General features: G+C 39.3%; 10 protein-coding genes. 7 read left to right on the top strand and 3 right to left on the bottom strand.

Annotated features, from left to right (window positions below; all coding sequences use genetic code 11):
* Positions 1–83: 83 nt before the first annotated feature.
* The 6 genes from AWW68_RS12815 to mnmA all read left to right on the top strand — a co-directional run bounded on the left by AWW68_RS12815 (position 84) and on the right by mnmA (position 9358).
* Positions 84–2567, top strand: a complete 2484-nt coding sequence (locus AWW68_RS12815; protein WP_084375679.1) for a zinc-dependent metalloprotease — start codon at positions 84–86, stop codon at positions 2565–2567.
* Between the two features lie 321 nt (positions 2568–2888).
* Positions 2889–4583 carry an amidohydrolase family protein gene (locus AWW68_RS12810; RefSeq protein WP_084375678.1) on the top strand — a complete coding sequence of 565 codons (1695 nt, stop codon included), beginning with the start codon at positions 2889–2891 and terminating at the stop codon, positions 4581–4583.
* An 11-nt stretch (positions 4584–4594) separates the two neighbouring features.
* On the top strand, positions 4595–5968 hold the full coding sequence (locus AWW68_RS12805; protein WP_068224084.1) for an amidohydrolase: 1374 nt from the start codon (positions 4595–4597) through the stop codon (positions 5966–5968).
* 6 nt (positions 5969–5974) lie between these two features.
* Positions 5975–7306 (top strand): amidohydrolase family protein, encoded by a 1332-nt coding sequence (locus AWW68_RS12800; RefSeq protein WP_068221651.1) that lies wholly within the window; start codon positions 5975–5977, stop codon positions 7304–7306.
* 61 nt (positions 7307–7367) lie between these two features.
* Positions 7368–8054 carry a CPBP family glutamic-type intramembrane protease gene (locus tag AWW68_RS12795; protein WP_068221649.1) on the top strand — a complete coding sequence of 229 codons (687 nt, stop codon included), beginning with the start codon at positions 7368–7370 and terminating at the stop codon, positions 8052–8054.
* 98 nt (positions 8055–8152) lie between these two features.
* Positions 8153–9358: a tRNA 2-thiouridine(34) synthase MnmA gene (mnmA, locus tag AWW68_RS12790; protein ID WP_068221647.1), complete on the top strand. Its 1206-nt coding sequence runs from the start codon at positions 8153–8155 to the stop codon at positions 9356–9358.
* Here the strand turns inward: mnmA and AWW68_RS12785 are convergent.
* Together AWW68_RS12785 and AWW68_RS12780 are read right to left on the bottom strand one after the other, a co-directional pair.
* Positions 9355–10878, bottom strand: coding sequence for an SGNH/GDSL hydrolase family protein (locus tag AWW68_RS12785; protein ID WP_068221645.1), 1524 nt, complete (start codon positions 10876–10878; stop codon positions 9355–9357). The two genes, mnmA and AWW68_RS12785, sit on opposite strands and share 4 nt — an antisense overlap.
* A gap of 6 nt (positions 10879–10884) precedes the next feature.
* Positions 10885–13704 carry a TonB-dependent receptor gene (locus AWW68_RS12780; RefSeq protein WP_068221643.1) on the bottom strand — a complete coding sequence of 940 codons (2820 nt, stop codon included), beginning with the start codon at positions 13702–13704 and terminating at the stop codon, positions 10885–10887.
* 161 nt (positions 13705–13865) lie between these two features.
* On the opposite strand from AWW68_RS12780, the gene AWW68_RS12775 reads away from it, so the two are divergent.
* Positions 13866–14279, top strand: a complete 414-nt coding sequence (locus AWW68_RS12775) for a hypothetical protein (protein WP_157717641.1) — start codon at positions 13866–13868, stop codon at positions 14277–14279.
* A gap of 51 nt (positions 14280–14330) precedes the next feature.
* On the opposite strand, the gene AWW68_RS12770 is transcribed toward AWW68_RS12775, so the two are convergent.
* Positions 14331–16781 (bottom strand): ABC transporter permease, encoded by a 2451-nt coding sequence (locus tag AWW68_RS12770; protein ID WP_185101269.1) that lies wholly within the window; start codon positions 16779–16781, stop codon positions 14331–14333.
* Positions 16782–16792: the final 11 nt, after the last annotated feature.

Here is a 16792-nt window from a genome sequence, read left to right as displayed (position 1 = left end):
TAATCAATAACCCACTGTATGAATAACACTTTTTGAATTGCAGAGTTTCCCCTTTTTTCAAAGATTGACTAATATAAATGTATATGCAATACAGATTGACCAGAAAGTCCGTGATAGCCGCTATCACGCTAGGCTTTGTGCTAATGGGCAGCACCGATACCCAGGCGCAGAGGCGCAATAGAAACCAACAAAATGAAGCAGCAGACCAGCCCAAGCAGGAGACTCCTAAAAAACAGGAGAAAACCTATGAGTCGGTTGTAAAGGGCATGCAGCTAGATGAAGGAATCTTTAATGTCTATCAAGACGATTCCAAAATCATGTTCGAAATTCCAAAGTCTGAGCTAAAGAAAGATATGCTTTGGATTACTCGCTTGGTGGCTTCTCCAGAAAATCTCAGCCCTTTTTTAGGCTCAGGTTGGAAAATGAATGAACAAGTAGTTCAGTGGGAAGAGATTCAGGGAAAGATTTACCTCAAAACCATCTCTTTCAATAACGTAGCAGACAGCACCGATGCTATATTTAAGTCTGTGGCAAACAACAATTTTGCCCCGATCATCGGTTCTTTCAAAATAGAAGGCCAACCGAAAGATTCATCGGCTTACCTAATTGATGTGACCGGCTTTTTCAACCAAGATACTAAGGCCATTAGTGCTTTAAGTAGCGGGATGAGAAGCCAAATGCAGGTAAGAAGACTAGATTCAGACAAAAGCTATGTAGAGTCTACCAAGTCTTTCCCAATCAACGTAGAGGTTCGTCAAGTAATGACTTACGATGCTGGGCGACCACCATCTAACTCTGAAACTGGCTTAATTTCTATGAAAGTGAGTCAATCAATGATCAAGCTACCAGAAGATAAGATGATGCCGCGTTTGGCAGATCAGAGAGTCGGATGGTTCACTCAAAGAAATATCAACTACAGTTCAGATGCACTTAAAGGAGATCAAGTTACTTTTCTCAAAAGATGGAGGCTCGAACCAAAAGACAAAGCTGCTTATGCACGTGGAGAGCTAGTAGAGCCTATTAAGCCAATAGTTTATTACTTAGACCCTGCCACTCCAGAAAAATTCAGAAAGTGGTTTAAGTTAGGTATTGAAGATTGGCAAGTGGCATTTGAAGCTGCTGGTTTCAAAAATGCCATTATTGCCAAAGACCCTCCTAGCCCTGAAGAAGATCCTGACTGGAGCCCTGAAGATGCACGCTATTCAACGGTTAGGTACATCGCTAGCATGACAAGAAATGCAGTAGGCCCAAGTACTGCCGACCCAAGAACTGGTGAAATTATAGAAAGTGACATTATCTGGTTCCACAACCACCTTCGTTCTTACCGTAATTGGTATATGATTCAAACCGGTGCGGCAAACCCAAAAGCAAGAACTTTAGATACGCCTGAAGATGAAATAGGTGAAATGATGAGAGCAGTAATTGCGCATGAAATAGGTCATGCTTTAGGACTTCCTCACAACATGAAAGCTAGTTCGGCCTACCCTGTTGAATCATTAAGAAATCCAGAGTTTGCAGAAGAGTACGGTGTAGCCCCAACCATCATGGATTATGCTAGACTAAATTACATTGCTCAGCCAGGCGATGGCGTGAAAAGGTTTATTCGAAAAATTGGCCCTTATGATAAATATTCAATCAATTGGGGATATAGATATATCCCTAACGCTAATTCGCCAGAAGAAGAAAAAGCTACCTTGAATGAATGGATAATCTCTAAAGCTAATGACAGAATGTATCGCTTTGGCGGAGGTGATGGCACAAACCCTGAAGCTCAAACAGAAGACTTGGGTGATAACTCAATGAAAGCTGATGCCTATGGCATGGAGAACTTGAAAAAAGTGGTTCCTAACCTGCTAGATTGGACTACAAAACCTGGCGAAGACTATTCTGATACAGAAGAAATCTATGGTGAAATCATTGGTCAGTGGAGAAGGTTTGTAGGACACGTAATAACCAATGTTGGCGGAATTACCGAGAATTATAAGTCTACCGAACAACAAGGGGTAGTTTATGAGGTACTTCCAGAATCTCAGCAAGTAGAAGCAATGAACTGGCTTATGAAGTATGCCTTCAATACTCCAGAGTGGTTGCTAGATGAGGATTTACTGAGAAAAATAGAAAACTATGGTGCAGTAAACAGAATTAGAAGCACACAGTCTTCATTCTTAAACTCCCTTTTAGACCCTACCAGAATGCAGCGCCTTATTGAAGCTGAAGCTTTTAAGGGTAGAAACACTTACACCATTTACCAACTATTGGCAGACACCAAAAAGGGTTTGTTCTCAGAGTTGAGTACAGGTAGTGAGATCTCTACTTACAGAAGAAACCTTCAAAGAGCATTTGTTGAAAGGCTTGAGTATTTAATGAACAATGAAGCAAGCAGCTTCCAAGCTAGACAAGTAAATATTGAGCAGTCTGATATTAGACCTGCAGTGAAGGGTGAATTAAAGACTCTTTTATCAGACCTAAAAACTGCTCAAAGCAAGTATACTAATAACAGAGCTGGGAATTTACACCTGATTGACCTTCAAGATAGAATTAAGGAAATCCTAGATATGGAAGACTAGAGTTACTTTCCTTAGCAGCACTGCTGCTAATTCTTGAACAAAAGGAGGCTACCTAATAAGCTTAAAAATCGGCATTGATTGTTCTACCCGAAACCCTATTTCCTTTTATGGTAAGTAAGGAGTTTCTAGAGATGCTGACCGATATAATAGTAAGCTTTTAAGTAGCCTCTTTCTATTAAAGCTATTCACATGACATAAGTCACTTAGCCATCTCCTACCCTCAACATCAATATGCTGCCACTCTCATATAAGATTTTGAATTCATAGTAGGTTTACCGTATATTTTCTCCTTGATTTTAACTCTAAACTAAATTGCTAAACATGAAATCACTTCGAAAGTTATGTCTTCACGCTGTGTTGCTACTTTCAATGTCGGTTATCTCATTAAGTAGCTGGGCACAAAGCGACCCTACCGGAGAGTCGCCAGTAACCAGAACCTACGCGTTAACCAACGCAACGGTTATAACCAAACCGGGAACGGAACTGAAAGAAACAACTGTAATCATCAAAGATGGTCTTATTCAGAGTGTGGGCAAAAATGCTTCTATCCCTGCCAATGCACAGGTAATAGATGCTTCTGAGCTCTACGTTTATGCTGCCTTTATAGACGGTATGTCTAATACGGGAGCAAAAAGACCAGAGAATCCACAGAGACCACAAAATCTTTTCACTCCAGACCCTCCAAATTTTTATGCTGGTATTACGCCAGAAAACAGTGTAGTTGAGCAATTAGATGTAGAAAGCTCTTCTATTGCTAGCTTAAGAGAAGCTGGATTTGCTATTTCTAATACTGTTCCTTACGGTAGAATGCTTCCTGGCTCAAGTGCTCTAATTCTTTTAAATGATGCAGATCATGCAGATGACATCATTATGAAGAAGGATGCAGCTCTTTTCGCGCAGTGGGTTGGAGCTCCTGGAGCTTACCCTGGTAACATTCTGGGTATGATGGCCAAGTGGAGAAACTTGTACAGAAATGCCGTTCAGGACAAAAAGCACTCAGAACTTTATGCTCAGAACCCTGCTGGCATGACAAGACCTGAAAATGACAGAGTAAGCCAAGCTTTCTTCCCTGTTATTGCTCAGCAAAAGCCTGTTATGTTCAATGTAGATGGCGTGCTTGATGTAAGACGTGCCATGAGACTAAGAGACGACCTCGGTTTTCCACTTATTGTAGCTGGAGTTGAGCAGTCTTGGGAATTGGCAGACGAGCTCAAAGCCACCAACACCCCTATCTTCCTTTCATTAGATTTACCTGATGAACCAAAAGCAAGCGATGACGAAGACAAGTCTGAAGAAATGGCTGCCATGGAAGAAAGAAGAATGGAATTCTACAAAATTCATGTAGCTCAGGCTGCTAAACTTCAAGAGGCTGGTGTAAACTTCGGTTTTGCAGTAGGTAGTGTTAGATCAAACTCTATCTGGAAAAACGTTCAAACCTATATAGACAATGGCTTAAGTACCGATGCTGCATTAGCTGCCCTTACTACTAACCCTGCTTCTATTCTTGGTATTTCTCAAGTTGTCGGAACAGTGGAAACGGGAAAACTAGCTAACGTTATGGTTACCACTGCCCCTCTTTTTACTAAAGATGCTAAGGTAAAGATGATGTTTGTTGACGGAGACAAGTACGAGTACGAAGTTAAAGAAAGAAAGAAAGCTGCTAACGGTGGTGATAACTCTAGTGCAACTACTGGAGACCCAGTTACTGGTTCTTGGACTTACGCCCTAATCACCCCTCAGGGAGACCAAGGTGGTAAAATGGTAATCAGCAAAGAGGGTAGCAATTACTCTGGCTACTTAACTAGTGACGATGGAAGCCCAGACACCGCTATGAACAACATTAGCTTTAGAGATAGCGAATTAGCATTCGATTTCTCTATAGATGCTGGTGGCCAATCTGTTCAAATTGTGGTTGTTGGTACTGTAACTGGCAAAACTTACGATGCTACTGCTACCGTTTCTTTCGGTGGACAAGACATCAGCATGGATTTAACAGCTACTAAAGACGAGCAATAAAAGAGATGACTATGAAAACGAAAAATATACTTCTATCACTTCTTCTTGTGCTATGCACATCTGCATTTGCTCAAGAAGCACCAAAAGGTGATGTTTTATTTAAAGGAGGTACCGTTTTAACAATCACTAACGGTGCATTAGAAAATACAGATGTTCTTGTTCGTGATGGTAAAATTTCACGTATCGGAAAGGGTTTAAGAGCTCCTAACGGAGTTGAGACTGTCGATATTACAGGTAAGTTTTTAATGCCTGGTATTATAGATGCTCACTCTCACATTGCAGGTTCTGCTATTAACGAAGGTACTAGCCAAGTAACTGCAGAAGTTAGCATGGAAGATGTTGTAGATCCTTACGATGTTTCTATTTATAGAGCATTAGCAGGTGGTGTTACTTCAATTCACCTTATGCACGGTTCGGCTAACGTAATTGGTGGTCAGAATGAAACCATGAAATTGCGTTGGGGACAAACAGACCCTGACATGCTTCGCTTTGAGGGTGCTCCTAGAACTATCAAGTTTGCTTTAGGAGAAAACCCAACCAGAGGTGCAAGAGCAAGAGGTATTCAGCCTCAAAGCCGTATGGGTATTGAAATGATGTTGAGAAACTCTTTCTCTGAAGCTCAAGAATATGAGAAAAGATGGAAGGCCTATAATGCCAGCAAAGACCCTAAAAAGGTTGCTCCTGAGTACGACTTAAGAATGCAAACCTTGGTAGACATCTTAAATGGCGAAGTACTTGTACACTGCCACTCTTATAGAGCAGATGAGATTTACATGTTACTAAAGGTATTCAGCGATTTCAACATTCCTAGACTTACTTTCCAACATGCTAATGAAGCCTATAAAGTAGCTCCAGAATTAGCAGCTTTCGGTGCAACTGCATCTGTTTTTGCTGACTGGTGGGCTTACAAACTAGAGGTTTACTACTCTACTGCTTATAACGCTGCTATTCTTCATGAAAATGGCGTTCTAACATCAATTAACTCAGATTCTGGTGAACTTATCAGACACCTCTTCCATGAGGCTGCTAAAACACAGAAATATGGTAACCTTTCAGACGATGAGGCCCTAGCAATGATCACTCTAAACCCTGCTAAGCAATTGGGTATTGATAACAGAGTGGGTTCTATTGAGGTAGGTAAAGATGCAGACATCGCTATCTTCGACAACCACCCTCTTTCGATTTACGCTGTTCCTCAAATGACTTTCGTGGATGGTGTGAAGTATTTCGATATCAACAATGACAAAGCTGATCAGAGAATTTATATAGATCCAGAATCTTCTATTGAAGAGGTTACTCTATTTGAAAAAATGGATTACAACCACAGATGTATGGAAGGTGCAGCTATCTTCTTTGGCCAGAACTTGATTAACCATCAACACTAAAAGACGATGAAAAAATTAAATTCATATTTAATCGCATGTCTGTTGACCATAGTATCAACTATGGCGATAGCTCAGGAAGACGATCAGGTACTTAAAGCTGAGTACGGTAAGTTCGCCCTAACCAATGCCAAAATATACACTGTTACTAAAGGTGTAATTGAAAATGGTACACTCGTAATTAACAACGGAATTATTGAAGCCGTTGGCGCCAACGTTCAAATTCCGAACGATGCCAAAGTAATAGATGTAGCAGGTAAAGAAATTTACCCTGGTATGATTGACGGTGGAACTACTCTTGGTTTGAATGAAATCGGGAGTATTGCCGAAGCGCAAGACTACAGAGAATACGGAGCAATTACTCCTCAAATGGAAGCTCTTACAGCTGTAAATCCAAATGCAGTTACAATCCCTGTAACTAGAGTAAGTGGAGTAACTACTGTTTGGACTATGCCTCAAGGTGGTGTTCTTCCTGGAACTGCTGCGGCTATTAACCTATTTGGTTATACGCCTGACCAAATGTATGCTGGCCAGAGAGGTATTGTAATGAACTTCCCTTCTACCGCAGGTGGAAGAAGATGGAGAAGACTTTCTGAAGACGAAATAAAGAAGCGTCAGGAAAGAGCTATGAAAGAAATCAATGAAACTTGGGACAAAGCTGAACTTTATGCCAAGATTGAAAATGCTGAGGATGTAAGAAATTACCCAGAGATTGAAGCATTGGTTCCTGTAGTAAAAGGTGAGACTCCTATCTTCATTGAGGTTAATGCAGCTCAAGATATTCTTAATGCCATTGAGTGGATTAAAGGACGTGGTTACAAGCAAGTTGTGCTAACTGGTGTTGCAGAAGGCTGGAGAGTTGCAGATGAAATTGCTGAGTCTGGTTACCCAGTAATTGCAGGGCCTGTTCAGGCTATTCCAACTCGTTCGTCAGATAGCTTTGATGCTGCTTACGCCAACCCAGGCATTATGTCTAAGGCCGGTGTTAAAGTAGCACTAAGAACAATGGATAATGAGAACGCCAGAAACCTTCCTTACCATGCAGGTTTTGCTGCTGCTTACGGCATGGGTAAAGAAGAAGCTCTTAAGGCCATAACTATTAATGCTGCTGAAATCCTAGGTGTTGGAGATCAGATTGGTTCTATTGAAGTAGGTAAGAAGGCTAACTTCTTTGTTTCTACTGGCGACCCATTTGAAACTGCCACTAAAATCACTGACCTGTTTATTGACGGTTATAAAGTTCCAATGACTTCTCGTCATATTAGACTTTACGATGAATTCTTAAATAGAGCTACTGGCGTAGATAAGACTAAGCCAGCTATTGAGATTAAAAAGAAATAATCAAACCAACCTTAACGTAAAAGCACTCTCATTCGAGGGTGCTTTTTTTTATTATTGCCTAATGAACAATATCACTCACGAATACCATTTCTTAAGAGGACTTTTTGAGGGAACAAAAAAACTAAAACCCTTAAAGCCTAGCTGGAATAGCTCTTACCTATTAAGAGTCTTACTTTTCTATTTAGCCCTAGATTTGGTCTTAAACCTAATTGTTGCCATACCTCTTTTTGCCCTCTTTGAAGAATACTTTGATACCTATCAAGATATTGGGGAATCTACTTTAGAACTCCTATTCTATGGAGTTATTCTGGCTCCTATTTTAGAAGAACTCATGTTCAGAATGCCTTTGAAATATCGAGAATCTCACCTTAAAGTTTACTTTATAGTTATTTCGCTGTTCTTTTTTGCTGCTCATTGGAGTATAGGATTATTAGCGTTAGCCACCAGTATTACCCTTGCTACATTTAGTTGGAAAACCAAATTCAAGCATGATCTAGCCCATTACCATAAAAAATACAGTAGAGAGATTTTTTGGGTACTCACCTCCCTTTTCGCCCTAGTTCATATTTTCAATTATACTCCAGAGACCATTCCTTTTTGGGTTTACCCATTCATGGTTATCCCACAGTTCATATCGGGCTTTCTCTTTGGAATAGTAAGAATTAGGTTTGGTCTAAGATACAGTATGCTCCTCCATGCCTGCCTCAACTTAATTTTAATTTCAATGGAAATAATTTGGCCTAGTTAAACTCATTTACACTGTAGTTAACTACTGTTGTTTTTTAGTTAGCCGCAGGTCAACTATTTTTGCCGAACTGTTGTTAGCCCATTTAATTGGAGAAAATAATGAGGAAGAGAGTTGTTGTTGGTCTGTCTGGAGGAGTTGATTCTAGCGTAACTGCCCATTTATTAATTGAGCAAGGCTATGAAGTAATAGCTATGTTTATGCGCAACTGGGTAGATGATTCCGTTATTATTTCTGATGAATGTCCTTGGGTTGAAGACAGTAACGATGCGCTTGCTGTTGCTGAAAAACTCGGTATTCCTTTTCATGTCATTGACCTAAGCGAGCAATACAAAGAACGTATTGTAGACTATATGTTCAGGGAATATGAGAAAGGCAGAACGCCCAATCCAGATATCCTTTGTAATAGAGAAGTTAAGTTCGACATATTTCTAAATGCAGCAATGAGACTCAAGGCAGACTATGTAGCCACGGGTCACTATGCTCAAAAAGAAACCTTTATCAACGAGGAGGGTAAAGAAGTTCATAAACTCATTGCTGGTGCGGACCCTGGAAAAGACCAAAGCTATTTCTTGTGCCAACTAAGCCAAGAGCAGCTCGGTAAGGCCCTCTTCCCTATCGGTCATTTGCAAAAATCTGAGGTAAGAAAAATTGCCAAAGAACAAGACCTGATTACTGCGGAAAAGAAAGACTCACAGGGTCTTTGCTTCATTGGTAAGGTAAGACTTCCTGATTTTCTACAACAGCAATTAAAACCAAAGACTGGTGAAGTAAGAGAACTCTCTGAAGATGCGGCTAATTTTGAATCACTTAAAACAAATGGTTCGGTCACCTTCAACTCAAAAAAAGAAGAACTGATTGCCCTTACCACTCCATATAGCTACCAACCTACTGATGGTAAAAAAGTGGGAGAACATAATGGTGCACATTATTTCACCATTGGTCAGAGAAAAGGACTTGGCATTGGCGGTACACCAGAGCCACTCTTTGTAATAGAAAAAGACACCGACAACAATATCATATATACTGGTCAAGGAGAAAATCATCCAGGCTTATTGAGAAAAGGGCTATTTGTACCGAAAGAAGAAGTTCATTGGGTGCGTCCAGATTTGGCCCTATCGGCTGGTGAGTCAAAGCAGTATTTGGCTAGAATAAGATACAGACAGCCATTAGAGCCTGTAGAAATTTACGCTGAAGAAGAAGGTCTCTATTTTATTTTTGAGAACCATCAAAAAGGCATTGCAGCAGGTCAGTTTGTAGCGTGGTATGATGATACCGAATTGATTGGATCTGGAGAAATAGCCTAAAAGCCTTTCAGAATTTTGTTACCTCCGTATTTGTTTGTCGGAACTCCTTTAATTGAATAGCCAAAGTTTTCATTTAAGCTTTCAATAATCAAATTTGCTAGGTATGCACTACCACGAGCATTTGGGTTTATTCCGTCAGTTGAAAAGAAACCGTTAGTTAAAAAACTGGGCAACAATGGTACATTGTCAACTAAAACCCCTCTAGAAGGTGTGGCAATTCTGTGCCCTCTGTACTCTCCATTAAACAGGTCCTCGAACATGCCATATAGATTCATAACTTCAACTCCTTCATAATCTGAAGCAACTCTTATGACAGAGGAGTTAAACTCCCCAATCCTTGCCTCAATAGCCCTATATTCTGAATGACTCAAAAACAAGCTTTTAGGAAGTGGGGTTAAGGGGAACCCTATTCTTTCCTCGTAAACTAATTTATCCACTTCAAACAAGGCTCTTTCATCTCGCCCAATTTCTCTAAACTGAGGAAATGACATTATACGGTTCCCACCCCTAGCATACTCATAGTTTTCTATTAAAGGTAGGTCGGTATCTGTAACTACGTAGCGCCAAGACCACTCTGCAGTATCTGGAACATCGAATTCTGGAGACCATACATAGTGTCTTTTATCAGCATAACTACCATGATTGTTCATGTACTCACCCAAAACATAATTGAACCCGAATGGAAAATTATTTACATAGTCATAGTTTTCTGCGATTTCCTCTCTAGATATATAGGGTGCCACTGTAAAATTGACCAGCTCGTAGAAGTTAGCAAACTTGCTTACGTTTGGAGTATTCAGAATAAGTACTTTTGACATGCTATTGGCAGCTTTCACTCTATCTATTAGGTTCCTCAGCTGATCTTCATAAAGCGTTGCACTTATAATATCATTAGTAGAAAGGTCAGTTAGCGTTTGCACATTAGGGTTTCCTTGCCCTCCGGCCATCGCGTAAGGTAATACCTCCTCAATACCAAATTGAATAATTACTAAGTCTGGTTTTATATTATTTATGCGTGCCCCTAAGCTTAACTGATCAAGCCCTAAGATAGATGGCTGTTTATCATTGCTTTCTGAGTGAAAGCATTTAAACCCAGAATGAGCAAAGTTCCTAGTGCTTTGTGGATCTATGCCGTATGAAAGCTGAGCTGCTTCTTGCTCAAAAAATCTTTCTGGATAAACCCTATCTTCACTTACATAACTTAAATATGATCTTCCAACAGACTCGTTTTCGTAAATATTTAAGCCATTTCCATCCGAGATAGTAAAGCCATAATCTGCATCTGGTTCATTATAAATACTTCTTAAAACAAGGTTACCCGCAGATGCACTCTTTGTTTGGTTATCGAAAACACCATCTTTAGTTCCAGAAAGCCAACCACCACCAATTATCATAACCTCCCTAATATCTGTTTCAGAAAGAACACTATCACGGTTCACTTCGGGAAACTCATAACTACACCCTATAACTAACCACCCTAAACAGAGCCCAAACAAAAGAATTCTAAAGCTGCTCCTCATGAAATACTAATTTGAAGATGTATTAAAAGTGTAACTTATAAACCATATCCTATCTACAGTAGGCCCACCAAAATGATTAGTATAGCGGGTTCCCGTTAGATTATTTGCTCCTAGTTTTATATCTGAATTGAGTTTTGGCAATCGCCAATTTAACTGAAAATCTAAGGCCGTATATGTTGGAAGCATTCCATCCAAAAATGCACTTTCCCACATGAACCCTTCTCTATACCTGACATTAAATCTATACCCAAAATTCTTTAACACACTGTTCTGGCCAAAGACAAAATTCATTTTCAGCTCTGGGGTATTAAATGCAGGTGTTATATCGCTAGATGTATTGGTGATCAGCCGGTTATAAGTAGCATTAAACTTAGCAATGAATAGTCTATGTGTGTACTCTGAATTAAACTCTAAACCAAAAGTTCTTACAGACTCTTTAGAATTACCTGCTACATAATACTCTCTACTTTGAGAATCATTATTCACTTGTTTAGAGGCCTGAACTAAATCTATTAATGGACTAGTCTGTACCCTAACCAACCTATAAATACCAATAAAATCAGTATAGCCATTATAGTATCCGCCAACATCTATAAATAATCTTTTCCATAGAAAGCTCTTAAAGCCTCCTTCTAGGCTAATTACTTTTTCTGGTCTGATTTCATTTAGTTCATTCTTTGTTATAATACCAGCTTTCAATATATCTAGGTTATTCAACTCTGCTAGTGTTAATCGATAATCCGCAGTTCCTTGATCAAACTTTTCTAAATCTGCCTCAACAGCCCGATTAAAGGAATAAATAGAAGAAATGGTAAATGAATTTCCTCTAATCTCATTTCCATCAATAATTGGATCTAGCCCTCCTAGAATTACTCTACCACCTAAGTCTTGATTTTGAAACTGTTCTCTTAATGAAGGAAATCTAACAGCTCTCTGAATTGACAACCGTAAATTTGTTTCAGCATTAAGATCTTTCAGTATAGCCACTATTGGATTTACGAATATTGGATAGTTTTCATTTTTATCTACTCTCAATGCTCCATGTAGCCTAAGCCCTTCAGTAAACTCTTTATCGAAAGTGCTATACAGACTGGCTTCATACAAACTGATATCATTCCCTAAAGTATCGGGGAATATTGTTCCCTTTGACTCGGGCAAGTATTGACGAAAATTCACTCCAAAATTGACCACGGCATTGCTAAACAACCCAGTTTCTTTATAAGCTGCAGAGAGGTTGTACATTGCAGAGTTATCTACTATTCTAGCTCCAGAAGGCCCAGCATCGTTAACAATTGATGCCTTCAAAGTATTGAACTCATCGCTATTGGCTTCTGGCCTATTCTTCCATTCACTTCTACCTATTCCAGAATCTGCAAATTCTCTAGCTTGTTTATGATCCAATGAGTCTACGAATATGGTTCCATATTTATAGACAGATTCATAGTGACGAAACCAAGATGCATTGTCTTTAGCGTAGAGATTTATCTGTTTGGCTAAAAGCCCCAAATCGAAAGATTCTCCAGAGTTTTGTTTGGTAAAGTAACCCTTCAGACTAAGTTTTCTGCCTTGATATTCTGCTTTACCCTGAAGAATAGAAAAACCGCGAAGGGCTATTCGATTATCTCCTGTTATCATAGCATCTGCCAAGCCATGGTTAAGCCCAACAATCACCTCTTCACTGTCAGAAGGTTTAAAGTGAAAAGAAGCATTTGCTTTTAAGTTTTCAACTTTATTTATGGCTAGATCTTCCTCCTTATAACCTGTCCTAAAAATTGGTGTGTACTTAAACTCACCTGGTATAACCGTAAATAAAAAGACTCCCGTTTCATCACCATAAACATTAACCCCTGAATAACTCGGATTATCATCCAAATCACTATCCCCTCCATTAACGTCATTATAGTTATTAGATAAAAAGTCATCTGCCTTGATATAAGTAGTGCTAACCTTAAAGGCAAACCTATCATTAAAAGCGTGGGCATAGCGAAATGCAAGCTCATTGGCTAATCCGTTGCTTCCGTACCCCCCAAGTGGTGCTTTTTGTAAGCCTAAAGAAGCTGCTTTATACTGAACCGCTACACCAGGATACTCAAAAGGACTTTTACTATTTATTTGAAGCACCCCATTAAATGTACCAGAACCATATTGAGCACTTTGAGCGCCAGGTATTACAACCATCGACTCTACATCTAAGTCAGTTAAACCAGCCAAATTACCAATGGAAAAATTCAAACCTGGGGCTTGATTATCTATGCCATCTACCACCTGAGTAAACCTAGTATTAGCTGTTGTATTGAACCCTCTAGTATTTACAGTCTTTACTAAATAACTCTGCGTAGTTAAGTCTACAGCTTTAAGAGTAGAAAGTCCGTCATACAAGTTTAAGTTTGCCGAATGCTTTAAATCTGCAAGAGTAAGTTTATCTGGAGAAAAAGCCGACAGGATCAAATCAGCACCCTTTCCCTCATTACTCTCTCCAAGTACGGAAACATCGTCTAACTGAGTAGTGCTTTCCACTAATGTTACTTGGAGATTTTGAAAGTTATTAATGGTTACTTGCACACGCCTCTCTTGATAACCAATACCAGAAAAAATAAGGAAAAATGGAGGAGTTGATTCAATATCTAATTGAAATCTACCTTGGCTCACTAAAACACCAACTGTCTTATCATCTTCATAAACCACATTAACACCATCTACTAACTCTCCCGTGGAAGCGTTAGTTACTAATCCTTTCACTGTAACAGTTTCTGTTTGAGCATTAACCCAAGATGATGCACTGAATAGTAATAGACAGACCAAAAGGCCTTTAAAAAATTTGTTCAATTGACTAGTTTAAGGTTAAGCAATCTGAATATAGACTATAAAACAGTAAACGCAGATTATTTTTTTAGCAACGGTTACCTTATAAAATCCACCTTTTAATTTAACATTTCTTTGCTTAAACCTTTCTCATGCTCTACTGTCCAAAGAGCAAATTCCAACCCATGAGAAAGTTATCATTAATGTTAAGCATGTTATTAGTTGTAGGACTAATGGCAGCACACGCCCAAGGCGGTGGCCAAAGAGGTGGTCAGCGAGGTCAAGGTGGCCAAAGAATGGAGCCAGAAGCAATGGCGAAGCAAAGAGCTGAAACTTTTCAAGAACAATTCGGCCTTTCCGATGATCAGCACAAAAAAACTTATGATGTACTCTTAGCAAATGCCAAAGAGTCTAGAGAAAAACTAGCTTCACTCATGCAGTCTAGAGACAGAGAAGGCATGAGAACTGCAATGGAAAAGAGTCAAGAGGAGCTAGACAAAAAATTGAAGGAAATCTTTTCTGCTGAGCAATGGACAAAATACGAAGCTTGGAAGAAGGAAAATACACCAGCCCAACGCAGGCGTGGAGGTGGCAATTAAGTTTGCATGGTATGTTTGGTTGACAGAGGCCCCGAAAATCGGGGCCTTATTTTATTCATCTCTTAATGCTTCTACAGGATTAGCCTGTGCAACTCTTAAAGCCTGAATTACTATAGTAGACAAAGCAATTAAAACTAGTACAATTGCTGGAATAGCGAACAGTGCAACATTTAGCTCTATTCTATAAGCATAAGCCGAAAGCCATTCTTGCATACTTAGAAATGCAATGGGAATAGAAAGTATAATTGCTATTCCTATGAGTTTTAAAAAGCTAATTGAAAACAATCCAATAATAGAGCTTACTGATGCTCCCAAAACCTTCCTAATACCTATTTCTTTAATTCTTTGTTGTACCTCATAAAGCACTAAACCAAACAAACCGAGTATAGCTACAAAAATGGTAATGATGGAAAAAGTGGTGAAAATGGTTCCGAATTGCTGATCGGCTTTATACTGCTGATCAAAGGCCTCGTCTAGAAAATAATACTCAAAATCGCTCTCCTTATATAGAGAACTGAACTTGTCTTCAATAGAAGACAATACCTCTCTATAATCTTCAGTCCCCTCTGCTATCTTAACCGAGATAAAGTTTGTAGCAGTCAAATGTTTATCAAACATCATAAACAATGGATCTACCTTAAGCTTGAGCGAGTTATGATTGTAATCGTCAATTACCCCAACCACTCTTCTTTCTTTACCCCATAACTTAATTGGTTTATTTACGGCCTCTTCATTACTGTTGAATCCAAGTAATTCTCTTCCTGTTTCATTGAGAATAATGCCACTTATAAGGTTAGAATCATCTGCAAAAGCAGGTGCATCCATATTATGACTGAAATTTCTTCCTGCTAAAATTTCAATACCCAAAGTGCTCAGGTAAGCGCTATCTACTCTGTACATGTAAAAGTTAAGGTCACCCCCCGCGTTATTCTCTATAGATGATATGCCGGTGGTACTATTTAAGTCAATTGTCCCTCTTCCAATCATGGTTTCAGAAAAAGCCACACTCTTAACCTGTGGCAGTGAGTTTAACTCTGCCCTGAGACTATTAAACTTTGTGGCTATTACTTCATCCGATTCTGGTAATAGCGGAGCTCTCAACACCACTAATTGCTCTTTATCAAAACCTAATTTCTGTTCCCTCATATGGTTTACTTGTAGGTAGATGGTAAGGGTACCCACCAACAGCACCATTGTGATAAGGAATTGAAAAACAACCAAGCCCCTTCTTAAAATAGAGCCTCTTTTGGAATCGCGAAGCTTTCCTCTTAAAACCGTAAGAGGCTTATAGTTAGAAAGTACAAAAGCAGGATAAAGGCCTGAAGCTAATGAACCTATGATATAGAATAGCGCAACCTGCCAAAGCAATTGTTCATCGTTGAATAGATTAATCTCTAGATCTAAACTAGAAAAGCTGTTGAAAAGAGGCAGAACACCTTGTAAACAAGTAAAAGTGAGTACAAGGGCCAACAAGTTGATGATGAAAGATTCCATCAAGAACTGAAAAACCAGTGTGCCTCTTGTAGTTCCTAAAACCTTCCTTACTCCTACTTCTTTGGCGCGTTCTAAAGATTTAGCTGTAGACAAGTTAATATAATTGACCCATGCCACTAACAAGACGAATGCTGCAACAATGAGTAGAATATTTACTATGGTAACATCTCCATTTACTTCGGCTTCAAACGACTTATCAGAATAAAGATGAATATCAGTTAGTGCCTGAACGGCCAGGCTATCACCCCTGTCTTCAAACTTTTCAGTAAGCTCAAAGTAAGTCGCATTCAGTTTATGTTGAAATGAATTGTCAATATCCTGATTGGCCAGCAAATACATAAACTCATTATTAGCATTCCACTCAGCATACTCCCATCCCAAATGCTTTACACCAGACTCCCAAGAAATTAAAACATCATAGGTAAGGTGTGAGTTTTTTGGAACATCCTTAATCACTGCCGTAACCTGCATAACTACTTGTCCCCCTCCAGGCACTACTCCTAGTTTTTCGCCTACAGGATTACTATCTCCGAAATACTTTTTAGCAGCAGACTCTGTAAGCACTATTTTATCAGGGCCATCTAAAGCCGAGTTCAAATCGCCATATATGGCTGGTGCATCAAAAACCTCTAACCAGCTTTGATTAGCAAAGTATAAACGGTCTTCATTGAAGGCAATTTCGTCCCTTTTCAATAGCATTCTACCATAATGCCTGGCCATAGCGTAAGCCTCTATTTCGGGAAAATTGTCTACCGCCATTTGCCCTACTGCCGGATAACATTGAGCATCTCTAGTATTCAGAACATCTCCCGAATAAAGGTCCACTGAAACCCTATATATATCTGGTGCATTTGAATGATATCGGTCATAGCTCAGCTCGTATTTTGCATAGGCTAGAATAAGCAAACAGACCGTCATACCGACTGTTAAGCCAAGCACATTAATTAAGGTGAATGCCTTTTTCTTCTTGAAGTTTCTAAAGGCAATAAAGATGTGATTCTTAAGCATTTCTTTTGAGT

Origin of the sequence: Roseivirga spongicola (assembly GCF_001592965.1) — a bacterium.
Classification (GTDB): Bacteria; Bacteroidota; Bacteroidia; order Cytophagales; family Cyclobacteriaceae; genus Roseivirga; species Roseivirga spongicola.
The sequence above is the reverse complement of the archived record's forward strand: the minus strand, read 5'-3'. Positions and strand labels throughout refer to the sequence as shown.